This is a genomic window from Nitrosovibrio sp. Nv6, assembly GCF_900110495.1.
Taxonomy (GTDB): Bacteria; Pseudomonadota; Gammaproteobacteria; order Burkholderiales; family Nitrosomonadaceae; genus Nitrosospira.
Map to the genome: position 1 here is coordinate 391,380 of NZ_FODX01000002.1, position 21,667 is coordinate 413,046.

23 protein-coding genes and 1 pseudogene are annotated in these 21,667 nt (G+C 52.1%); 11 read left to right on the plus strand and 13 right to left on the minus strand.

The window, feature by feature from the left end; genetic code table 11:
• Positions 1–4 precede the first annotated feature (4 nt).
• The 9 genes and pseudogenes from BMX66_RS08465 to hda all read right to left on the minus strand — a co-directional run bounded on the left by BMX66_RS08465 (position 5) and on the right by hda (position 8,696).
• Positions 5–1,306, minus strand: a complete 1,302-nt coding sequence (locus BMX66_RS08465) for a DNA methyltransferase (protein WP_090880864.1) — start codon at positions 1,304–1,306, stop codon at positions 5–7.
• Positions 1,307–1,378: 72 nt separating this feature from the next.
• Positions 1,379–2,842, minus strand: coding sequence for a 4-hydroxy-3-polyprenylbenzoate decarboxylase (gene ubiD, locus BMX66_RS08470; RefSeq protein ID WP_090880867.1), 1,464 nt, complete (start codon positions 2,840–2,842; stop codon positions 1,379–1,381).
• A 9-nt stretch (positions 2,843–2,851) separates the two neighbouring features.
• Complete coding sequence (gene ubiA, locus BMX66_RS08475) at positions 2,852–3,724, minus strand: 4-hydroxybenzoate octaprenyltransferase (protein WP_090880870.1); 873 nt, start codon at positions 3,722–3,724, stop codon at positions 2,852–2,854.
• Positions 3,724–4,266 carry a chorismate--pyruvate lyase family protein gene (locus BMX66_RS08480; protein ID WP_090880874.1) on the minus strand — a complete coding sequence of 181 codons (543 nt, stop codon included), beginning with the start codon at positions 4,264–4,266 and terminating at the stop codon, positions 3,724–3,726. Before BMX66_RS08480 ends, ubiA begins: the two co-directional genes overlap by 1 nt.
• Before the next feature lie 286 nt (positions 4,267–4,552).
• Positions 4,553–4,882, minus strand: a pseudogene (locus tag BMX66_RS08485) (HU family DNA-binding protein); the annotation flags it as partial.
• 297 nt (positions 4,883–5,179) lie between these two features.
• Positions 5,180–5,638 carry a bactofilin family protein gene (locus BMX66_RS08490; RefSeq protein WP_090881121.1) on the minus strand — a complete coding sequence of 153 codons (459 nt, stop codon included), beginning with the start codon at positions 5,636–5,638 and terminating at the stop codon, positions 5,180–5,182.
• A 612-nt stretch (positions 5,639–6,250) separates the two neighbouring features.
• The gene (locus BMX66_RS08495; RefSeq protein ID WP_090881124.1) at positions 6,251–7,237 is read right to left on the minus strand and encodes a FecCD family ABC transporter permease; all 987 of its coding nucleotides are present in this window, start codon (positions 7,235–7,237) and stop codon (positions 6,251–6,253) included.
• A 122-nt stretch (positions 7,238–7,359) separates the two neighbouring features.
• The gene (locus BMX66_RS08500; protein ID WP_090880880.1) at positions 7,360–8,022 is read right to left on the minus strand and encodes a histidinol-phosphatase; all 663 of its coding nucleotides are present in this window, start codon (positions 8,020–8,022) and stop codon (positions 7,360–7,362) included.
• Complete coding sequence (gene hda / locus BMX66_RS08505) at positions 8,019–8,696, minus strand: DnaA regulatory inactivator Hda (RefSeq protein WP_090880883.1); 678 nt, start codon at positions 8,694–8,696, stop codon at positions 8,019–8,021. Before hda ends, BMX66_RS08500 begins: the two co-directional genes overlap by 4 nt.
• Positions 8,697–8,809: 113 nt before the next feature.
• Between hda and purM the strand changes: the two genes are divergently transcribed.
• From purM to BMX66_RS08530, 5 genes are all read left to right on the plus strand, one after another.
• Positions 8,810–9,868 carry a phosphoribosylformylglycinamidine cyclo-ligase gene (gene purM / locus BMX66_RS08510; protein WP_304528644.1) on the plus strand — a complete coding sequence of 353 codons (1,059 nt, stop codon included), beginning with the start codon at positions 8,810–8,812 and terminating at the stop codon, positions 9,866–9,868.
• Positions 9,869–9,927: 59 nt separating this feature from the next.
• Positions 9,928–10,572 (plus strand): phosphoribosylglycinamide formyltransferase, encoded by a 645-nt coding sequence (gene purN, locus BMX66_RS08515; protein ID WP_090881126.1) that lies wholly within the window; start codon positions 9,928–9,930, stop codon positions 10,570–10,572.
• Positions 10,569–11,324, plus strand: a complete 756-nt coding sequence (locus BMX66_RS08520) for a DUF3108 domain-containing protein (RefSeq protein ID WP_090880889.1) — start codon at positions 10,569–10,571, stop codon at positions 11,322–11,324. Before purN ends, BMX66_RS08520 begins: the two co-directional genes overlap by 4 nt.
• Positions 11,325–11,444: 120 nt before the next feature.
• A complete protein-coding gene (locus BMX66_RS08525) occupies positions 11,445–12,710 on the plus strand; it encodes an RsmB/NOP family class I SAM-dependent RNA methyltransferase (RefSeq protein WP_090880892.1) in 1,266 nt (421 codons plus the stop codon).
• Positions 12,710–13,294 carry a phospholipase D family nuclease gene (locus BMX66_RS08530; RefSeq protein ID WP_090880894.1) on the plus strand — a complete coding sequence of 195 codons (585 nt, stop codon included), beginning with the start codon at positions 12,710–12,712 and terminating at the stop codon, positions 13,292–13,294. The genes BMX66_RS08525 and BMX66_RS08530 overlap by 1 nt, the downstream gene beginning before the upstream one ends.
• Positions 13,295–13,692: 398 nt before the next feature.
• On the opposite strand, the gene BMX66_RS16015 is transcribed toward BMX66_RS08530, so the two are convergent.
• The gene (locus BMX66_RS16015; protein WP_255398871.1) at positions 13,693–14,406 is read right to left on the minus strand and encodes a PEPxxWA-CTERM sorting domain-containing protein; all 714 of its coding nucleotides are present in this window, start codon (positions 14,404–14,406) and stop codon (positions 13,693–13,695) included.
• A 1,023-nt stretch (positions 14,407–15,429) separates the two neighbouring features.
• Between BMX66_RS16015 and BMX66_RS08540 the strand changes: the two genes are divergently transcribed.
• A complete protein-coding gene (locus BMX66_RS08540) occupies positions 15,430–15,840 on the plus strand; it encodes a hypothetical protein (RefSeq protein WP_090880897.1) in 411 nt (136 codons plus the stop codon).
• Between the two features lie 463 nt (positions 15,841–16,303).
• Positions 16,304–16,600 (plus strand): hypothetical protein, encoded by a 297-nt coding sequence (locus tag BMX66_RS08550; protein WP_090880902.1) that lies wholly within the window; start codon positions 16,304–16,306, stop codon positions 16,598–16,600.
• A 43-nt stretch (positions 16,601–16,643) separates the two neighbouring features.
• Here BMX66_RS08550 and gloA read toward each other — a convergent pair whose 3' ends face one another.
• Both gloA and BMX66_RS08560 read right to left on the minus strand, forming a co-directional pair.
• Complete coding sequence (gloA, locus tag BMX66_RS08555) at positions 16,644–17,027, minus strand: lactoylglutathione lyase (protein WP_090880905.1); 384 nt, start codon at positions 17,025–17,027, stop codon at positions 16,644–16,646.
• A 1-nt stretch (position 17,028) separates the two neighbouring features.
• Positions 17,029–17,217 (minus strand): rubredoxin, encoded by a 189-nt coding sequence (locus BMX66_RS08560; RefSeq protein ID WP_090880907.1) that lies wholly within the window; start codon positions 17,215–17,217, stop codon positions 17,029–17,031.
• Positions 17,218–17,266: 49 nt separating this feature from the next.
• On the opposite strand from BMX66_RS08560, the gene thiD reads away from it, so the two are divergent.
• Genes thiD through hemL form a run of 3 tightly spaced genes read left to right on the plus strand, consistent with a single transcriptional unit; the run spans position 17,267 to position 20,044 of the window.
• Entirely contained in the window at positions 17,267–18,106 is an 840-nt protein-coding gene (gene thiD / locus BMX66_RS08565) for a bifunctional hydroxymethylpyrimidine kinase/phosphomethylpyrimidine kinase (protein ID WP_090880910.1), read from the plus strand.
• Positions 18,103–18,774, plus strand: a complete 672-nt coding sequence (gene thiE / locus BMX66_RS08570) for a thiamine phosphate synthase (protein WP_090880914.1) — start codon at positions 18,103–18,105, stop codon at positions 18,772–18,774. The genes thiD and thiE overlap by 4 nt, the downstream gene beginning before the upstream one ends.
• A complete protein-coding gene (hemL, locus tag BMX66_RS08575) occupies positions 18,764–20,044 on the plus strand; it encodes a glutamate-1-semialdehyde 2,1-aminomutase (RefSeq protein ID WP_090880917.1) in 1,281 nt (426 codons plus the stop codon). Before thiE ends, hemL begins: the two co-directional genes overlap by 11 nt.
• A 51-nt stretch (positions 20,045–20,095) precedes the next feature.
• On the opposite strand, the gene BMX66_RS08580 is transcribed toward hemL, so the two are convergent.
• Positions 20,096–20,755 (minus strand): c-type cytochrome, encoded by a 660-nt coding sequence (locus BMX66_RS08580; RefSeq protein WP_090880920.1) that lies wholly within the window; start codon positions 20,753–20,755, stop codon positions 20,096–20,098.
• Between the two features lie 86 nt (positions 20,756–20,841).
• Between BMX66_RS08580 and BMX66_RS08585 the strand changes: the two genes are divergently transcribed.
• Positions 20,842–21,462 carry an SPOR domain-containing protein gene (locus tag BMX66_RS08585; RefSeq protein WP_090880923.1) on the plus strand — a complete coding sequence of 207 codons (621 nt, stop codon included), beginning with the start codon at positions 20,842–20,844 and terminating at the stop codon, positions 21,460–21,462.
• Positions 21,463–21,667: the final 205 nt, after the last annotated feature.

A 21,667-nucleotide genomic window follows, 5' to 3' on the forward strand; every position in this document is an offset into this window, starting at 1 on the left:
CCATTCAAGTTTTTCTAAAGCAGAGAACGCTTTCGGTCGTTTGCCGCGTTTTAAGATATTTTTTTGCTTTGTGATTTAAACCCACCATTGATCTATTTGATACAAAATTGTCTTTTCTGAGCAAGTCAAGCCCATAAACGGCAGCCATTTCTGAGGTAATTGTCGGCACATCATTATGAATATCCTTATAGTAAGAATCTTGTACAACAAGGAAACACGCTCCTTCAGGTTTCAAGACTCTAGATATTTCCTTTACGCTCTCAAAAAGAGAATTGAAGTACTGTAAGTGATTTTTATAATAATAAGTTTGAGAAGCTTTTGAAGAATGACAATAAACTGCAGATAAAAACTGGGCACATGTATTCCCCCACAAGGCAGAAATTTTGATATTTTTGGCTTCAACTGTTGAAGTGCCCATTAACGATTTCCTGAGTACTTGGAAATTTTGATTAGAGAACCTCAAAACTGCCAGCTCAATTGCTGTTGCAACCGCGTAATCAATACGAGTGCAATAAGGTGGAGAAGTAATTACAGCATCCACACTATTAGATGTTAGAGCTAGGGATTCGGCGTTTCCCAAGCCTAGCATTATTGGCACTTTATATTTCCTAGGAAAACAGGCTATTTTTTGAAGCATCATGCCCATCTGATCTATTTCATTGAGAAATACTGCTTGTATCTTCTCAAATGTGGGACGCTTCCGTCGGTATAAGCTTTTTGGTTTTTTTATCCAAGTAGGGTTACTCGGAACGAAATCTATCAAAAGCCTCCGAGTTGTTCTAAATAGTACAACGTAAAAAAAAGCGCTAAGTGAGGAAAGGGCGTTTAATCCTTCGCTTGTCTGGACCGATTTATGGTCTGAGTACGAAACTAATGTTTTATTTATTTCTACTTCGATCTGACGCACACATCGGGCACTTTCTGGCGACAGCCATTCTCGAAGAGGCTCTTCACCTGCATGATCATTTTGATGTGCTAGGGCTTGTTTAAGGATAGATTGTGCAATAGGCATTAAACTACTTGCCTCATGTGCCGGCAAAAGATTTGCCTTAGCAACTATGACCATGACGGGATTTAAATCGAATCCGATGCTTGAAAATCCTAATTTTGTCGCGGCATGTGTTGTTGTACCACCGCCATTCCAAGGATCCAAAACTACCGAGTCAGCTTGCAACTCTAAAGAATTTAACAGCTGCTCTGCAAATTGAGTCGAATAGCCAGCGTAATAAGGGAAAATAGAGCGGAGAGTAGACGCTCTCCCGGGCCTTTTCGGATTCGCAATTACTGTATTATTGAATAACAGCATAAAACCTACTCTGTACGACAAATAAATTATGCATTGTAATGCTCGGCTTGATAATCTTATCCTTATTGTTATTCACAATCCCAGCCCTTCCCACATTCCATCAATCCGCGTCTTCACCACCGCATCCATCACAATCGGCGCACCCCATTCGCGATCGGTTTCCCCCGGCCACTTATTGGTAGCATCCAGCCCCATTTTTCCACCCAAGCCGGACACCGGACTGGCGAAGTCCAGGTAATCGATCGGCGTATTTTCCACAATCAACGTGTCACGCGCAGGATCGACCCGCGTGGTAATGGCCCAGATGACTTCCTTCCAGTCACGGATATTAACGTCATCATCGGTGACAATAATGAATTTGGTGTACATAAACTGCCTGAGGTAGCTCCACACGCCGAACATGACGCGCTTGGCATGGCCTGGGTACTGCTTTTTCATGCTCACCACCGCCATGCGGTAGGAGCAGCCTTCCGGCGGCAGGTAGAAATCTACGATTTCCGTAAACTGCTTTTGCAGCAAGGGCACGAATACTTCATTGAGCGCCACGCCGAGTATGGCAGGTTCGTCGGGCGGTTTGCCGGTATAGGTGGAATGGTAGATCGGGTCGCGCCGCATGGTGATGCGCTCCACCGTGAATACAGGAAAGGTTTCCTGCTCGTTGTAGTAGCCGGTGTGGTCCCCGAACGGGCCTTCCACAGCCGTCTCGCTGGGATAGATGTATCCTTCCAGCACAATCTCGGCACTGGCTGGAACCTGTAGATCATGGCTCAGACATTTGACGATTTCAGTCTTCGCGCCGCGCAACAAACCGGCGAATTGATATTCGCTCAAACTATCCGGCACCGGCGTTACCGCGCCAAGTATGGTCGCTGGGTCGGCCCCCAGCGCCACGGCAATGGGGTAAGGCTGTCCGGGATTAGCAAGACAAAAATCGCGAAAATCCAGCGCTCCGCCCCGATGGGCCAGCCAGCGCATGATCAGTTTATTGGGCCCGATCACCTGTTGCCGGTAAATACCCAGATTCTGACGCGTCTTGTGCGGGCCTCTGGTGACGGTCAGCCCCCAGGTGATCAGCGGGCCCACATCTCCCGGCCAGCAGGTCTGGATTGGCAGCCTGCCGAGATCCACGTCTTTGCCTTCCCATACGATTTCCTGACACGGGGCTCGCGAAAGCTCTTTCGGCGCCATATTGAGTACCTGCTTCAGCACGGGGAATTTATCCCATGCATCTTTCAAGCCTTTGGGCGGGTCGGGCTCTTTCAGATAGGCAAGAAGTTTTCCGACTTCCCGCAGCGCGCCAACCGAATCCTGCCCCATGCCCATCGCCACACGCCGGGGTGTGCCGAACAGATTTCCGAGCACGGGGATGGTATGCCCCTTGGGTTTTTCAAACAGAATGGCGGGACCGCCTGCTTTCAATACCCGGTCGCAGATTTCGGTCATTTCCAGATGGGGATCGATTTCGGCGCTTATGCGTTTCAGTTCGCCCTGATTTTCCAGTTGGGCGATGAAATCGCGCAGATCCTTGTATTTCATGGGGATCGCTTATAAGGTTGCCGTTAGAAGGTAATCAAACGCAATGCCGGCAAATATCGTTGCGCCCACCCAGTTGTTGTGAAGAAAAGCCTTGAAGCAGTGCGCCCGGTCGCGGTCGTGAATCAGGCGGTACTGATAAAGTATCAGTCCCAGCGCAGCCGCTAGACCCGCATAGTAAATAACGCCCAGTTGATGGATAACTCCTATCGCGGTCATCATGCCAAGAAAAATGATATGACACAGCATCACGCCCGCCACATCGAACCGGCCGAAAGTAATGGCGGAAGTCTTGATGCCAATCTTGAGATCGTCGATCTTGTCCACCATTGCATACTCTGTGTCGTAGGCGATTACCCAAAGGAGGTTCGCCGCCATCAATAGCCAGGCCATGCAGGGTACTTCCCCTGTTTGCGCGGCAAAAGCCATTGGGATGCCGAAGCTGAAGGCAATGCCGAGATACGCCTGGGGCATGGCGAAGAAGCGCTTGGTGAATGGATAGCTTGCGGCGAGAAAAAGTGCAAGCACCGACAGCTCAAGCGTGAGCCGGTTGAGCGGCAGTATCAGCAGAAACGCGCACAGACTTAATCCGGCAGCTAGCAGCAGGGCTTCTTTGGAGCTCAGCTTGCCGGTGGCCAGGGGACGATTTTTGGTGCGTTCGACATGCGCATCGAAATTACGGTCGGCATAGTCGTTGACGACGCAGCCGGCGGAGCGCATTAGTACCGTGCCCAGCACAAATATCACCAGAATATCCGTGTTGGGTATACCGCCGGCGGCAAGCCACAGGCCCCATAATGTCGGCCACAGCAGCAGCAATATACCGATGGGCTTGTCCAGGCGCATCAGCTTTTCATAATGACCCAGGCGCTGTGTTAACGTCACTATGCCAACTCCAGAATGGAAGGAAGAAATACTTCGGTAACGAGTATGGATTGCCCATGCAGGCTGAATAAGGAGCGCCGCGCCCACAGACCGGGCGGTTTTGCCTGCAAACCCCGACAGGCACGGGTGAAAAGCGGATGCGCTGAATTCAATCTTTTGAATCGAAGCGGTGTGCGTTTTATCACAGGATTGGTAAACAATACGGTGCCTAGCGACTTGTTACCGAGACCACTCAATCCGCGCCATGCGCCCCGCAGATCTTTCCTCGCCACTACCGAGTGGGCAAATACCACCGGCGTGCTGCCGCAATACAAATATACCTCCCGTACCAGGGCCAGTTCATTCCGGCGCAAGTTCATCACGGCAAGTTCGTCTCCGCATACTTTGGCCAGCGACTGGAATACAGGTTTAACGCTAAACTCTCTACAGCAGCGCTGCTGGATGAGCTGGGTAAGCGAACCGCGATTCTGCAACCAGCCGCGAGCGCGGGTTGAGACGGACGACGGCGCGGGATGCCATGACGATAACTGGACAGCATTCATTACAGCGAAACTGAAAAGGGTGAATTATGCCGCATAATCCAGCGCGGCTGAACCTTATCCCTGAAGAACAGCCGTTCGAGAACGTTTCGCGCTCCTTAGGGTTTGTCGCCAATCCGCTAGTCAAACGTGGCACTTCACGCCGCCAGCCAAGCCGGCAGGACGCACCGCCTACTTCATGGATATGATGAGGGAAAGAGGCGAGCAGAAGGTGGCGTGAATCGATATGGAAGGGACTGCTGAAGTGGCCAGAGGGTATTTTCGCATATACGAAATACCCTCTCCCCCTTTATCCGCCGTTGACCGCGGCCTTGAGTGGAGCACTTGGCTTGAATGCCGGAACCCTTGATGCGGCAATTTTAAGTTCTTCACCTGTCCTGGGATTGCGGCCGGTGCGCGCTGCGCGCTCACGGATCTCGAAGGTTCCAAAGCCGATCAGGGAGACGGAATCACCCTTTTTCAGAGTATCCGCAATGATTTCGGTCAACGCCATCACGGCGCGGTTGGCATCGTTTTTGGTGGAGCCGGTTTTCGCCGCCATTGCATCAATGAGTTCGTTCCTGTTCATGGTCTCTCCTCTTTTAAGGGTAAGGGTTACTGGGTTTGTTTCGTTTTGCTGCGGGGAAGGCGTATTGCTACCCTACATCTGGTTATCATCTCGCCTGCGCCATGTCATATCTCTCCACCTGACGGTGGAGCAGGGTGACATGTTTTCCCGGCACGTGGCCTCGAGGTCTCGAAAGTGGTGACGAGAATCCCGATACGGTTTTGCGCCTGTAACACTGATTCAGGGCATCCGTGGCCTTAAGCACAGCACCTGCCTTGAATGCAGGAATCCTGAGGCAGCGATTTTGCGTTCTTCTGGGGATTGTAGTCCGTATGTGCACGCTCATGCGCTTTGCCGGAAGGACCTCGTTTATTGGTCGTCCAACTCAAGCGTAAAGCGCAGGAGCGAAGGTGAGTCGCCTTCGCTGGGGGGAATTAAAGTCACTACATTACTGCCGGGTTTTGGGTTATCCAGATGATGGCACATGCCGTTGACCGTTGCTCCCATCTGAGTTTCCATGTTTTTGTAAGACACTACTCCCGAGACCTTGGCCTGGGCTTGCAGTTCAAGATACTCATCTGTATGGATAGGACCTATCACAGTACCGTTGATAATCGCGTGCGAAACCTGGATCGCACCTTGAACAAACCCTCCCTCACTCATTACCAGCGTGCTGGGCTTGTCGCCTAATGCAGTAACGTTTCCGATTACACGGCCATCTATTCGCAACCCTCCCTGAAAGTTGATATCGCCGTGGACTTGGGTATCTACACCGACGAGTCCGGTTATCTGGTTTTGCGGTTCACTGAGCTTTTTTTTTCTGAACACTTTGTCTATCCTTTCACAAGAGGTCTTTATAAGTATTAACAGATACAGGATTTGCCCTCTATCGGCGCAGCCTGCAACGAATGCCACAGCAATAATGATTGAAACTTTTTTTTGTTAATTAATTCAAAATGCGCTCCCTGGTTGTAAAGCCATGCAGTGCACGGGGCAAGCTGTTGCGAGATTGTCAAGTCGGAAAACAGAATCCTTACAGGATCCTTAGATGTTTTACGGCCTTGGTGTACAAATCTGAAGGGTGACCGGCTCTGCAAAAATGTAGCCAGCGACGATGTCAGTCTTAAGCGAAACTTACTTTTGAAGAAAGGAGTTTTGTATGAAGACGAAACGGTTCAGCGTGGAGCAGATTGCTGCGGTACTGAAGGAAGCGGGGGCTGGCATGCCGGTTGCAAGACCCGCAAAACGGCGCTGCAGCCATACATGAAAGAGTTGGCAATGGCGCGGATGCGGTATGGCTATCGCAAGATCGGGCGTTGGGTCGATCAATAACCCAAACGCTCATTTTTGAACTGGCATAAAAAACGATAGCAGGTTACGATGAACGTACGCCGCGGTTAACACGGGGCCCGCTATTGGCGCCGGTCCAGGATAAATCTATCAACGTTTTCTCGATAGCAGCACCAACAGCGTCGGCACACCCAGCAAGGCTGTCAGTACGCCTACCGGTAATTGCTGGGGCGCCCACAACGTGCGGGCCAAAGTATCAGCCAGTGTAAGAAAGCTGCCTCCCAAAAGTATTGACAAGGGTAGCAGCCAGCGAAAATCATTGATGCCCAGCAGGCGGATAGCATGCGGCACAATCAGACCGACGAAACCGATTGCGCCTGCCAGCATCAGCGCCGCGACGGTCGCCAGTGATGCGCAAAAATAGATCCCGACCTGCAACGGCAATACTGCAACGCCCAGCGTTTTTGCCTTCATCTGGCCGAGGCTCAAAACATTGAGACTGCCGGAAAAGAGCAAGCTCACGCTCGCTACGAGAATCAGCGTTGTCCAGGCAGACAGCGACTCTTCTGCGCGGGAAATATCCCCCATCAACCAGAACAGCATGCCTTTTACATCGCTGGCTGGCGCCAGGGTCAGGATAAGCGTGGTCAACGCGGTACAACCAGCGGACAACACTACGCCTGTCAGGAGCAGTCGATAAAGATTCCAGTCGCCGGCGCGATAACTCAAGCCAAATACAATGGCAATTGCCGTCAATGCGCCAGCCAGGGAGGCGACGTTGATCAGCATGAGCCCCCATCCCAGCAGCATCGCGAGGAGCGCACCAACTGCGGCTCCGCCGGATACCCCCAGGATATAAGGATCAGCCAGCGGGTTACGTAATAATACCTGTAACAGCGACCCCGCAAGAGCCAGCAGACCGCCGCAGGCAAACGCAGCCAGCACACGCGGCAAGCGAAGCTGCCAGATAATTTGATGCACGATGCTATCGTTCCTGTCCACGTGCGACAGCAGTGCCTGGATAATGCCGGAAACAGGAATGTCAACGCTGCCGAAAAGCAATCCGGTAAACAGACTGCCAAGAGCCAGCAGACTGAAGAGAATCAGCAATAATAAGGGATATCTGGCGGAAGTCACGCCAATGGGCAAACATTCATATTCCCGGGCCGCAGGTCGACACGCGACAGCATGTTATCGCATTTGCCGTTTTCGCCAACTCTTGTCAATCTGCGTCAGATTGAGCAGAACAGCCGCCAACACTAGCGCAAGCTGATGATCGGCCATTTGTTTTTTTCCGCATGCGCCTTAAGTGTTGGATCAGGATCTACCGCCACCGGGCGGGTGACCTTATTGAGCAGCGGCAGATCGTTCAATGAATCGCTGTAGAACCAGCTTTCCAGGAACGACAGCCAGGTCAGATTGTGCTTGTCCAGCCAGCTTTCCAATCGTGCTATCTTACCCTCTCGAAAACATGGCAAGCCGGAAACCTGGCCCGTGAATTCGCCGTCCTTTTGCTCCGGTTCGGTGGCAATGAGATGGTTTATTCCGAGCGCCCTGGCGATCGGCGCGGTCACAAAGCTGTTGGTCGCGGTAATGATGACGCAAAGGTCACGGCTGAGCATATGGCTGTTAATCAATTCCCGCGCGCTTGGCGTAATCAACGGCAGAATCCTTTTTTCCATGAATTCGCGGTGCCAGGCATCCAGTTGTGCCCGGGGATGACGGGAAAGTGGCTTTAACTGAAAATCCAGAAACTCGTGTATATCGAGGGTGCCGGCTTTGTACTGCTCGTAAAATTCCACATTTCGGGCTTCGTAAACTTCTCGGTCGAGCACGCGCTGCTCTATCAGGAATTGCGCCCACTGAAAGTCGCTGTCGCCGGCCAAAACCGTATTATCGAGATCGAACAGCGCGAGATTCATGAGGCTGCCTGCAATAGTTCGCGCACCAGGGGAACGGTGACTTTACGCTGATTGGCCAACGAATAGCTGTCAAGGGCATCAAGCGTTGCCATCAAGGAGGGCAAGTCGCGTCGCTCATGCCGCAGCAAGTATTCGCATACCTCCTGCGACAAATCGAGTCCGCGGCTGATTGCATGGCTTTTCATGGCTTCCATTTTTTCCTCATCAGTCAGTTCATGAACCTGGTACACCAAACCCCATCCCAGTCGAGTGACGAGGTCTTCGCGTAGCTTCAATTGCGCGGGAGCGGCAGGACCGCTCACCAACAAAAACGCACGACCCTCGTCGCGAATATGATTATAGAGATTAAACATACCGATCTGGGCTTCGGCATCGAGACGATCCACATCATCCACTATCACGCAATCGGCTTCGCTGCCGTCAACAAAATGGGTATTTTCATCACAGGCAAAAAACGCTGTGTTCAATTTGTTGCGCGCGCATGCTCCCGCTACGCCGCGAAGCAAGTGGCTTCTGCCGCATCCCAACCCTCCCCATAGATAAACAAAGCGTTCGTCTTCCCGTCCGACAAGAATGTTACTGACGGTCTGCAACAGTTCGGTATTGCGTCCCGGCACGAAATTAGCGAGAGTGGGTTGTGCCGGGGGGGCGATGTCCAGCAAGAGTTGCTTCATTTATGAATGATTATTGCCTAGGTATCGCTTGCGTTCATGCGCAGCCATACATTTACGGTAAAATTGCCATTTTTGAAAATCGCACTCTAACCGCAACCAGGCGAGAACTCAACTTGACTTCATCCAGACAGGAAAATCCGGGCTCCATCCCTCTCTCCTACCGCGCGGCGGGTGTGGACATTGAAGCGGGTGACCGCCTGGTGGAGAATATCAAAACCCATGCCAAGTGTACCATGCGTCCGGAGGTGCTCGCCGGCATAGGCGGTTTCGGGGCCCTCTTCGAAATTTCCAAAAAATACCGCAATCCGGTGCTGGTGTCAGGGACCGACGGCGTGGGTACCAAGTTGAAGCTTGCATTCCAGTCTGGCAAGCATGATGGCGTTGGTATAGATCTGGTGGCGATGAGCGTCAACGACATTCTGGTACAGGGCGCGGAACCGCTATTCTTTCTGGACTATTTCGCATGCGGGAAACTGGACGTGGATACGGCAACCCGGGTGGTGAAGGGTATCGCGGCAGGTTGCGAACAAGCGGGATGCGCCTTGATCGGCGGCGAAACCGCCGAGATGCCAGGCATGTACCCGGAAGGAGAGTACGACCTTGCAGGTTTCGCGGTAGGCGTGGTCGAGAAAGAGAATCTCATTACCGGCCTGACCATTCAGGAAGGCGATGCGGTATTAGGACTTGCTTCCAGCGGCGCCCATTCCAACGGTTACTCGTTGATTCGCAAGATCATCGAAAAAAATAACATGGACTTGTCCACCGATTTCCATGGTGAAGCGTTAGTTGATGTGATCATGAGGCCGACCCGGATTTATGTAAAGCCGTTGCTCGAACTCATGAAGCTTCTGCCGGTTAAAGGGATGGCGCATATCACAGGCGGCGGTTTAGTGGAAAATGTCCCGCGTGTCCTGCCCGATGGTGTCACCGCGGTACTGAAAACAGAGGCATGGGAGGCGCCGCCTCTTTTTCGCTGGCTGCAACAGCAAGGCAACGTGGCTGATAGTGAGATGCGCCGCGTGTTTAATTGCGGGATCGGCATGGTGCTGATCGTAGCACCGGAAAATGCCGACAGCGCGATGCGGTTTTTGCAGTCTTCGGGGGAAACTGTGCGGCGCATAGGCGCGATTCGACGGCGCAACGCAGACGAAGCTCAAACAATCATTGAGTGATTGGCGGAGCAGGTAAAAATAAACTGCGTCCAGGTAACCCGGATCCCGCTGTTGACACCATGAAATCCATCGTCATCCTCATTTCCGGTCGCGGCAGCAACATGCAAGCGCTGATCGAAGCAAAACTGCCGGCCAGGATAGCCGCGGTTATCAGCAACAGGCCTAATGCGCCGGGATTGGAAATCGCAAAGATGCACGGTTGTGAAACCATCGTGCTGGATCAGCGGTCCTACCCCGAGCGCGCGGCGTTCGATGTTGCGTTGATGGAAACAATCGACGCATATAGCCCGGATCTGATTGCACTTGCCGGCTTCATGCGCATTCTTGGAGATGATTTTGTTAATCATTACCAGGGAAAAATACTGAACATTCATCCGTCTCTGCTGCCTGCCTTTCCGGGTTTGAATCCCCACCGGCAGGCCTTGAGGGACGGCGTAAAAATACATGGCTGTACGGTCCATTTTGTCACCGTGCAAATGGACTGTGGCCCGATCATTATTCAGGCCGCAGTTCAGATAATGCCGGATGACACCGAAGAAACGGTTGCGGCACGAGTGCTTCAACAGGAACACCGCATTTACCCAGAAGCCGTGCGCTGGTTTATTGAAGGCCGGCTCACGCTCTCGGAAAATCATGTAAACGTGAGCAAAGCCCGGTTTGATGACGCAGTTTTATATTCACCTTCACCTGGATTAAATAGATGAAAAAATCACTTATAGCTTTGGCAGGGGGCTTAGGTCTTGCTGCTTTTTCTGCCTTCTCTGCCTGCGCGGCCGATGTCCCGCCTCGCGTCGATATCAGTTATTCGATAACCTCCGGCGGACTCGAAGGAGAAGTTTATGACACGCTGGAAATAAGGAAGGAGAGCGGCGCGCGCACCTATGCCATTAATAGCGAAGCCCGTGCGAAGGGCTTATTGGCGTTGACACAACCAGACAGCGTGGTTCGTGATAGTAAAGGGATCATAACGGCACAGGGATCGCTGCGCCCCGAACGTTTTTCAGACCAGCATGGGGAGAAGATACCGAAAGTAGCAATTTTCGATTGGGATAAGAAATTACTGACCCTTCAGCATAAACGTGGTGAGGAGCAAAAACCCTTGCCTGCCGATGCTCTGGACAGGCTGAGTCTGCTCTACAGCTTCATGTTTTCTCCCGTCCCCGGCAAAATGATAAATTTGCATGAAACCGATGGCCGGCGTCTCGAAGTGACTCGCTACGCCGTCGGCAAGGAAACGCTGGACACACCCATGGGCAAACTCGAAACCGTCGTGCTGACCAAGCAATTGGAAAAGGAAGGTGACCGCGACAAAAAGATCTGGCTTGCCGTCGACCACCATATGCTGCCAGTGCGTATCATTTCCCTGGAAAAAATGGGTATCGTGACCGATCAGATGGTCACGAAAATAAGCTATGACGAGCAACCGGACAGCTTCAAGCAAGGACGCCTGCACTGATCAAGAAGTGCGGGCACCGTCCGGGTAATCGTCTTTCCGGCGGCTTCTTTAATATAACGATGCGTATTGCACCTGCGATACGGATCTGCCTTGCCTGATTTTTTGCCGAATCGATATTAGATGCGTCTCACCCCTGCCCATCTGGACACGGCTACCGCTGCGCTGCGCGCCGTGCTTCCACTGAAACACCCTGCCGATTCGATATTGCGGTATTTTTTTCGCGAAAATCCAATGCTCGGGGCATACGACCGCGCCTTTATCGCGGAAACTGTGTTTGGCATTCTGCGTCACCGGCTCTTTCTTGAAAGCGCTGTCGAGATCGCAACCCCGCGTTCGCTACTGCTCGCATACCTCGCTAAATTTCAAGGCTTGAATTTGCGCGAGCTCATACCGTTCGCCAGCGAGGCTGAAGCAAAATGGCTTGCAGGTATTAAAGGATTCTCTCCGGAATCACAGCCGCTTTCGATTCAGGCTGAACTCCCCGAGTGGCTGATGGAAAAGCTGCGTGGTTTTATGGAGGATAGCGAGATCCTTGATCTGGGCCGTTCGCTGCAACACCCTGCACCCCTCGACTTGCGTGTCAATACGCTTCTGGCAACACGGGACGAAGTGCTTGCATCACTGGGCAAAGACGGAATTCAGGCCAGCGCAACGCCCTATTCACCAATCGGCATTCGCGTCGCGGGTAAGCCGGCTATCAACCGCCATGAAGCGTTTCTCACCGGAAAAGTGGAAGTTCAGGACGAAGGCAGCCAATTGCTGGGCTATTTGCTGGCACCGAAACGGCGGGATATGGTAGTGGATTTTTGTGCGGGAGCGGGCGGCAAATCGCTGATGCTCGGTGCACTGATGCATTCGCAAGGGCGCCTCTATGCTTTCGATAATTCCGAGAAGCGTCTGAACAACCTCAAGCCGCGCCTCAAGCGCTCCGGCTTATCCAACCTGTACCCGCAACTGATCACGAACGAAAATGATATCAAGGTAAAGCGACTCACGGGTAAGATAGACCGGGTACTGGTGGATGCGCCCTGTAGCGGCCTTGGGACTTTGCGCCGCAATCCGGATCTGAAATGGCGGCAGTCACCGCAGAGCATAGAAGAACTCAAGCGCAAGCAAGCGGCGATTCTCTCATCTGCGGCAAACCTGCTTAAGCCCGGCGGCAGGCTGATCTATGCTACCTGCAGCTTTTTGCCGGAAGAGAACCAGGAGATCGTAGAGAACTTTCTCACCAGTCATCCCCGATTCATGCTGCTGAATTGCGCCGAACTGATGGTGCAACAGAAAATTCCGCTCGACACGGGCGTATTCCTGCAGCTGTCACCCCGTTTGCACAATACGGATGGATTTTTTGCAGCAGTCTTGGAATTGCTGAAGAACGAATCGTGATGCTGTCAAATCGTTGCGCTTTCATAACGGGTTGCCTGGCAATACTGCTTGCATCATCTTCGGCGGCCTTTGAACCGTCTTCCGATAACGATCGTAAAGCTCCTCTTGTTCTTCCTGCCTCCGGCACAATACAAGCCGCTTTTACGCCGGGAGACGATGCCGGTGAGCTTATTGCGGAAGCTATTCATGGCGCACATCGTCAGGTGCTGGTGCAGACATTCAGCTTCACCCACCGCAAAATCGCGGCCGCGTTGATCGCAGCGCGGCGCCGGGGAGTGGATGTCAAAGTCATTACCGACAAGGAGCAGGCCCGTAGAATTCCGACGAGTTTGATCTCGAAAATTGCCGCTGAAGGCGTACCGGTTTTTACTGACGCGAAGCATACCAGCGCCCACAACAAGGTGATGGTGATCGATGCGGGCAATCCGGATGCGATCGTGATCACAGGCAGCTTCAATTTCACTCAGGCCGCGCAGTACAGGAATGCGGAGAATGTGCTGGTAATCCGGGACAACGCTGCGCTCGCCGACCTTTACCTTCAAAACTGGCGTCGCCACTACGAGCACTCGCGGCCGTACCGCTAGACACGCTACGGATTTTGGAATATCCAAGGGGGCATCATCGCGAGGGGCAGGATTTGGAGCGGCAACCGTGCTCTCTACTTATTGCTCTCATTTCCAGGTCAATCGTTGAGAGGCCGGTTACAAGGAAGCATGCATTGACGTGATATGGATTATGGACTTCATCGCTATCCGATTGATCGTACCGATGGCAGTCTGATGGGAAACCCGATGGACGGAAAAAGTACTCTCCACCAGGTTTCCTACGGGTATCACCCACAAGCTTCCTGGATTTTACCCTTACAAACAAAATTTTCCTGACGCAATATTAGGGTTTTGGTCAGGTTTATTCTGATTGTTCTTTCTTTTTCCAGTTTTCTGCGGTTAGAAATCTTCCCAAAATCACAAAACGGAAAATCAATCTACTGTTGATTGATAAAACTTTTTCTCCGCCGAACCATAGCGCCGATCAATCCGAGGCCGGCAAGCAACATGGCATAGGTTTCCGGCTCGGGAATGGGAGAAACCTGCACTCCTGAAAGTCTTAAACGGTACCCCTCATTGAGTGCCATATCATCTATCGGCGCCCATCCCGTCAGGGGTGATGCTCCCCCTGGACCCGACGCTGTGAAGACCTGGGTATAGGGAGAACTGACATTGGGAAACATATAATGGTCGGGAGTAAAGCCATCGCCGCTTACCGGAGGCGTGCCAAGGGGAACTACTGCCAGATGATACCAGCCCGGTGCCTGCGGCCCGTTTACGTGGCCTGCCGGCAAGGCCGCATTGCGCGTGCCAAGCATGGCGTCATCATTTGCATATAGAGCGAACCCTCCCTCGTTAAACAACCCGATCGCGGAGTCAAGGTCGCCACTGGTAGAGTTGACAGACGCGGAGAATGTATCGGGGTTGGAAATGTAAAGCCGGTACATATCTACGTCATTAGTGGTCGAAATGGTTCCGTAGATATTTCTCAGTCGACCATCACCTGTCGGCTCTTGTGCCGTACCCACCAACTGGCCTGCATCACTGATCTCAGTCCAGTCAACTGCGTGCGCCGGACTAGCGAGAAGAGACATTGCTAACAATGAGATGGAAACGCCCATTTTTTGGGCGAGATTCAGCTTCAAGTCCATTTTATTACCTCCAATCAGGTTATTAATTTTTTAAATCGATCTATTCTCCGTGCCAAACAAGATATCTATTTCCAAATATCACCCTCCCCGAGTTGTGTTAAATCTTTCTGTTTCAGTCCCCTTGGCTTTCCTGTCATTAATGCTGATTGAACGGGCAATATCAGCTCTACAATAGTGATAACGATTATGATTCGTGTTTTTTTAAGGAATTTTAAAAATTCTCTTTGTAATGTTGTTTTTTTTCGTTGTAGTAGTCCCTACCATTTGAGAGAAAGCGAAAAGCGGAACTTTCCGGCAGGGTTTTGCCTGGAGGTTCAAATAAAGAAATCGCGATTTACAGAAAGCCGGATTGCCGGGATATCGAAGGAAGCAGATAGCGGAGTTGTGTTAAACGCGATGTGGCGCGCATGCAGGGCTAAGTTCAGCTACTTGCTGTAAGTGGAAAGCAGGTATGGCGGTCTGGATGTCCCAGCGCTGCCCGTGAAAGAGTTGGGAGGGAACTCATACTGTTAGAACTTATACCAGCACGCCGCTACCTATTGCCATCATCCTGCGGGAAGTCCTTTCGATACCTCAAGCTCGGCCCCATCGGAAAAAAGATCCTTGAAGGGAATTTAGCTGCCAGAAAAATGTCTTAACATTAAAATAACAAATAATTCACAAATGCTTCACAATTTGTCGTGCTTTTGCCACGTGTATTCGATTACCGATGGAGGAGACGATTATGACAATAGGAAGACTTCTCGCCATTTCATATTTCCTTAGCATGGCGGCAACCCTGGTAGTTTTTGTTCTTTATTCTTGAATTCCTTTCCGGATTCTTGATTTATTTGCAAAAGGAGCTAATCAGAGGATCGGGTCGTTTTATAAAGCCACGGCCGACCGGACAAGGCATTACCAGGAGGTTTTTAATATGCTTATTAACGCCTGTTAGCTGTTGAAGTAGCATTTGCGTATGTGCAGATCGATTGAGTAAGATGTACCAGTCTTTATTGATTAATAACTATTACTGGAGAACGAGCTATGGGTAATCAGAATACAACAAATGAATCGCGCAAATATCCCACGAGCTTTGGTCTGTTTTACCCTATTGGTTATCTTGTGGTTGGATTTAAGAGTAAGGAAGATGCTAAACAAGTACAGCAGGATTTGTTTACAGGTGGGTATGTGCCTGAGGACTGTGAATTTTTCACGTGTAAGGAAGTGGCTGAAGCTGCGGAGCGTAATCTTGATACCGGGGGCTTTCTACCTCGTCTGGGCGGGGCGGACAAAGTCATTGAAATTCACTTGAAAGCCGCTGAGGAGGGGGCCTCTTTCCTGGTAATCTATGCACCTGAAAAAACCTCCGTGGATCGCGCAATGAACGTTATCCGCCGTGTGCCGTTTGAGTTTGCGCACCGCTACCATCGGCTCGCAATCGAAGAACTCGAGTAAATTTACAATCCGGCAGTGACGGATTTCCCATCCACGAAGATGACGTCGTAACGTTTGCGATTTCAGGAAGGGATGTGGCGCCTCCCAGCAGGAGCATACCAACGAATGCCTGCCCCAGTCCGGTTTTCACCGCAATTGCATTCAGATAGCTCCTCCAATATGGACTGGACAGGAGTCCCTTTTACTGCTAAAAAAGCCCGAGGAGAAAAATGGATAAGGAAAACAGGAAGGACAAATAGAGATTGATTCTCCGGCGTCAGGCTCTATCCTGGCAGCCTCTCGGACTTGAAGAGTCGAAGCGAAAAAGTGACCGGTGAGGACAGATTTTGAGGATTTTGAAGGCCAATAATTATTCTATTGGCCGAAAAAGCAGCGAAATATGGAACAGCCAGACGCTTTTGCAGCTGATTTCCTTTAAGTCCGACAGACGGCTAGAGGTAAGTTCATAAGAATCCGGGATGCTATGGGTGCTTTGATCTTCTATATCGCGATCTATTTCCTCGGCTACTACGGATCGCATTTACTCAACCAGATGGCTGGTCGCGCCGTGGTAGGAAACCGTCGCATGGCGGGCCTTGTCCTGGCACTTGCGGTCGGCACAGTTCACGCCTACAAGATAATCAGCACGTCGCCGCCTCATGATCACGGCGATGGGGCCGGTTACGCGCTAGGCTTCTACGTGATCCTGCCTCTCGCGATAATCACGGTTGCTGTTTTGTTTCTCATGTGGCAGGACAGGCAGGACGAAGACATGCCTTAATTTAGTTGCCGTCGAGAAGCCGCTTACCTACCTATAACCTATACTACTTTTTCTGTATGAGCTCGACCTTGTAGCCGTCCGGATCTTCCACAAATGCAATGACGGTGGCGCCGTGCTTCATAGGCCCCGCCTCCCTAGTAACCCTGCCGCCTCGCTTTTTCACTTCCTCGCAGGCTTCGTAAGCGTTATCGACTGCTATGGCAATATGCCCGTAGCCCGTGCCCAGGTCATATTTTTGCACGTCCCAGTTATGTGTCAATTCCAATACCGCACCTTCTGCCTCATCCTGATAACCGACGAACGCCAGCGTAAATTTTCCCTCGGGGTAATCCTTCCGCCGCAACAGTTTCATTCCCAGCACGTCGGTGTAGAAGGCAATGGATTTTTCCAGGTCGCCAACGCGAAGCATGGTATGAAGGATGCGCATATCAGATCTCCACCATCTCAAAATCCTCCTTCCGCGCAGCACATTCGGGGCAAGTCCAATTCATCGGCACGTCTTCCCATCGAGTACCGGGCGGAATACCTTCCTGCGGCGACCCTTCGGCTTCGTCGTATATGAAACCGCAAATGAGACACATGTAACAACGGTAAACGCGAGTTTCGGTCGTAGGCATGATGAATGAGAGTAATTTGGGTTAAAATGTCATTTTACGGTATTAGCCCATGTCTCAGCCACCCCCTACAGTACTTTCTTTTGCTGCTAGCGACTCTACCGGTGGCGCGGGTATCCAGGCTGATATCCTTACGCTTGCCAGCATGGGGTGCCATCCTCTGACGGTGATCACCGCCGTTACTGTGCAGGATACGGCAGGAGTGGACGACGTCTTGGCACTGGATCCGGAATGGGTGGTGGATCAGGCGCGCGCCGTCCTGGAAGACATGCCGGTGCATGTTTTTAAAATCGGACTACTAGGCAGCGTTGAAATTATCACCGCCATTGCCGAAGTGATTTCCGATTATCCCAATATTCCGCTGGTGCTGGACCCCGTGCTTGCCTCAGGCCGGGGCGACGAACTCGCCAGCGAGGAAATGGTGGCGGCGATGCGGGAATTGCTGCTTCCACAGGCAACCATCATTACCCCCAACAGCCTCGAAGCAAGGCGTCTGGCGCAGGATGACGAGGATGACGACGATATGCCGCATCTGAATCAATGTGCAGGCCGGCTTTTGCATATGGGTTGCGAATATGTGTTAATCACTGGAACTCATGAAAATACATCCCAGGTGGTCAACCATTTGTACGGGACGGATGGCATTGTTCGCACCGATTCCTGGGATCGACTGGCAGGCTCCTACCACGGGTCGGGCTGCACCCTTGCCTCGGCTATCGCCGCCGCGCTTGCAAACGGACTGCCGATCGCCGAAGGGGTCTATGAAGCGCAAGAGTATACCTGGCAGTCGCTTAAAGCAGGATTTCGTCCGGGGATGGGGCAACACCTGCCGGACAGATTATTCTGGGCCCGTGAGGATCACGATGGCGGAAACGGAAGCAAGGAAAAATGATGCGGCCGAAGTTTTCCGGCCTGTATGCAATTACACCGGATGTGGCAGACACGTCGCGCCTCATCAGGATGACACAACTCGTGCTGGCAGGAGGCACGGCGCTCGTCCAATACCGCAGCAAGACAACCGATATTGCGCTGCGTTTGGAGCAGGCACATTCACTTGCTCATCTTTGCCGGAAATTCCGCGTACCCTTCATCATCAACGATTACCTTGATCTTGCAATGGAAGTCGGTGCGGATGGCGTACATTTGGGCCGGGACGATGTTGGCATAACCGAAGCGCGACGCGAGTTGGGGGCTGAAAAAATCATCGGCATCTCCTGTTACGGCAGCCTCGAATATGCCATTGAGGCCGAGCGCCAAGGGGCGGACTATGTCGCATTTGGTGCTTTTTTTCCTTCCGTCACTAAACCTGGCGCGATGCCTGCACCCGCAGACCTGTTGCGTCACGCGAAACTTGAACTGCATATTCCGATTGTCGCTATCGGGGGCATTACTCCCGATAATGCAGTAGGGCCGATACGGCAAGGCGCCGATATGGTGGCTGTCAGCAATGCGCTGTTTAATGCCCGGAACATTCGGTCCACAACTGAGAGCTTTTCCAGGTTATTTAACCTGAACCATCACTCCACTTCTCATCATCATGGGGTAGCCAATGTCACGTAACCAGCAATTATTCGAACGCTCTCAAGAGTTCATTCCCGGCGGCGTTAACTCGCCGGTTCGCGCCTTCAAGTCAGTGGGCGGAACACCTGTATTTTTTCAGCGGGGACAAGGCGCATATGCATGGGATGCGGATAATAAAATCTACATCGATTATGTCGGCTCCTGGGGTCCATTGATTCTTGGCCATGCCCATCCTGAAGTGATAGCAGCAGTGCAGGCGGCAGCCCAAAAAGGCCTGACTTTTGGTGCGCCTACCGAGGCGGAATTGGAAATTGCGGAACTGCTATGCAAGCTTGTTTCTTCAATTGACCAGGTGAGGCTCGTGAGTTCAGGAACCGAGGCCACCATGAGCGCCATTCGCCTGGCCAGAGGATATACCGGCAGGAACCGTATCATCAAATTCGAGGGCTGTTACCATGGCCATGACGACGCCTTGCTGGTCAAGGCAGGTTCAGGCGCCCTGACTTTCGGGCACCCGAGTTCCGCCGGCGTTCCAGCAGAGACCGCTTCCAGCACCGTGGTGCTGGATTACAACGATCTTGCAGGGGTGGAACAGGCGTTCAGTCAGTTCGGTAAAGAAATCGCTGCGGTGATCGTCGAACCGGTCGCGGGCAATATGAACCTGATAGCGCCGAAGCCCGGTTTCCTGCAGGGCCTGCGCGAGCTATGTACACAGCACGGCAGCGTCCTGATCTTTGATGAGGTGATGACGGGTTTTCGGGTTGGATTGGGATGCGCGCAGGGAATGTATGGCATAACGCCCGATCTCACTACGCTCGGCAAAGTAATCGGCGGCGGCATGCCCATGGCGGCCTTCGGTGGCAGACGGGACATTATGCAGTGCCTGGCCCCATTGGGGGCGGTATACCAGGCGGGTACACTTTCAGGCAATCCTGTCGCAGTGGCTGCCGGGCTCGCCACGCTGAAGCTGGTGCAAATGCCGGGCTTCTACGAAAAGCTAGCCGCCAGTACCCGGCAACTTACCGAGGGTCTCGCGTCGGCTGCCAAAAAACACGGCATTGTTTTCAGTGCACAGGCAGTGGGAGGTATGTTCGGTCTATATTTCCGGAAGAATCCGCCGGAAAGCTATGCTGAGGTAATGAGTTGCGACAAGGAAGCTTTCAACCGCTTTTTCCATTCCATGCTTCAGGAAGGCATTTATTTCGCGCCATCGGCGTTTGAGGCCGGATTTGTTTCCGCTGCACATGGTGATGCCGAAATCAGCAAGACGCTGCTTGCGGCTGAACAAGTATTTGGTGCAGGAAGTTAGAAAGTAAAAAACGGCCCGGGCCGTCTCGACGGCTCGGGCACTTTGATCAGATTAACGTAGGCCTGAAATAAACTCGGCTACCGCTCTCAGTTCCTTCTCCGTCATGCGCGACGTGATCATTTGCATCACATCGTTTTCATCGTTTGTACGCTGATCTGTCCGGAATGCCCGCAGTTGTGCAGCGGTATATTCAGAGTGCTGCCCGGCAAGTCGGGGATAGTTGGGCGGAAGACCAGCGCCATTTGGAGAATGGCAACCGGTGCAGGCGGGAACACTAGTTTCGAGATTGCCGCCGCGATATAGTTGTTCACCCTGTTCAGCGAGAGATTTGTCGTTGGCTACTCCGGGCCTGGGGATCTGCTGGGCAAAATAAGCGCCAAGGTTCTTCATGTCCTCCGGTGAAAGCGGCTCAACCATTGCGTTCATAATGGGGCTTTCCCGCACCGGAGGCTTGCCATCCTTTGATTTGTAATTATTCAACTGCTTGATGATATACTCGGCATGCTGGCCAGCCAGAATTGGATTCGCAGGAATAAGACTGTTGCCGTCCGCGTTGTGGCAAGCGGCGCATACCTGTGTGGCAATTTGCTGGCCTTTGGCTGCGTCTCCTTTATTACTATTATCGGCTTCGGCGGTCTGGGCGAAAACCTGGCCGGACAGGGCCAACGCGGCACAGGCCACAATGTTCGAAATTAGCTTCATGCCTTGCATTCCTGGAACTCCGAAAAAAAGGTTTTGCGATTAACATGGCATTTTAACAAGGCAAAGGCTGAATAACAACAATAAGCTATCGCCAGATGAGAACATTATTTTTTCTATTGTTGTTTATCAACCTCGGTTTTGCCGTTTATATCCAACTGGAACCGGCTGCGAGAAGCGGTATTCAACCGGGGCCTGAGCTTCAGCCGGAAAAAATCAAACCCTTGCCCGCGGTTGCAGCGCCGGCAACCTGCCTGGAATGGGGAACCTTTGTTGAAGCGGAACTGGATCGTGTGGAGGCGGCGATTGCCAGGCATGAACTGAATGGCAAGATGGACCTGCGGGCAATGGGCAAGGCGCCTGTCTATTGGATACATATTCCACCGCTCAGCAGCAAAAGGCACGCGGAGAAAAAAATCGGGGAGCTCAGGAGACGGGGAGTCACGACTTACACTCTCGTTCAAGACGATAGCAAGTGGAATAACGCCATCTCCATGGGATTCTTCGAGGATATAAAGGATGCCCAAGCTTCCATGGCGACACTCAGGAGCAAGGGCGTAAGATCAGCGATTATCGGAGCGCGCAACCTGGAGCAGGTGAAATTCGTGGCAAGCTCGCCGTCGGAAAGCCTGGCTGGGAAGATGATGGACTTGAAACAGGAATTCCCCGCCAGTGAGCTTAAGACAACCAGATGCAGTCAGGAAAAACAGTTTGATTGAACTGCAAGGATACGGACAGGCTATTCGCCTTGTTCCAATCGCGAACAGGCGCTGATGTCCTGCCTCGTATTCGTATTCTCGTAAAAAATCGAACCAGCCCAAAATCGGTTTTTCGCTGATCCCATAGCTGACTTCCATGCTTTGACACGGGGCTTGCAATGTCATGTTCTCGCCCCCATCATACGTTTTTTTGTTTGCCCCCGTT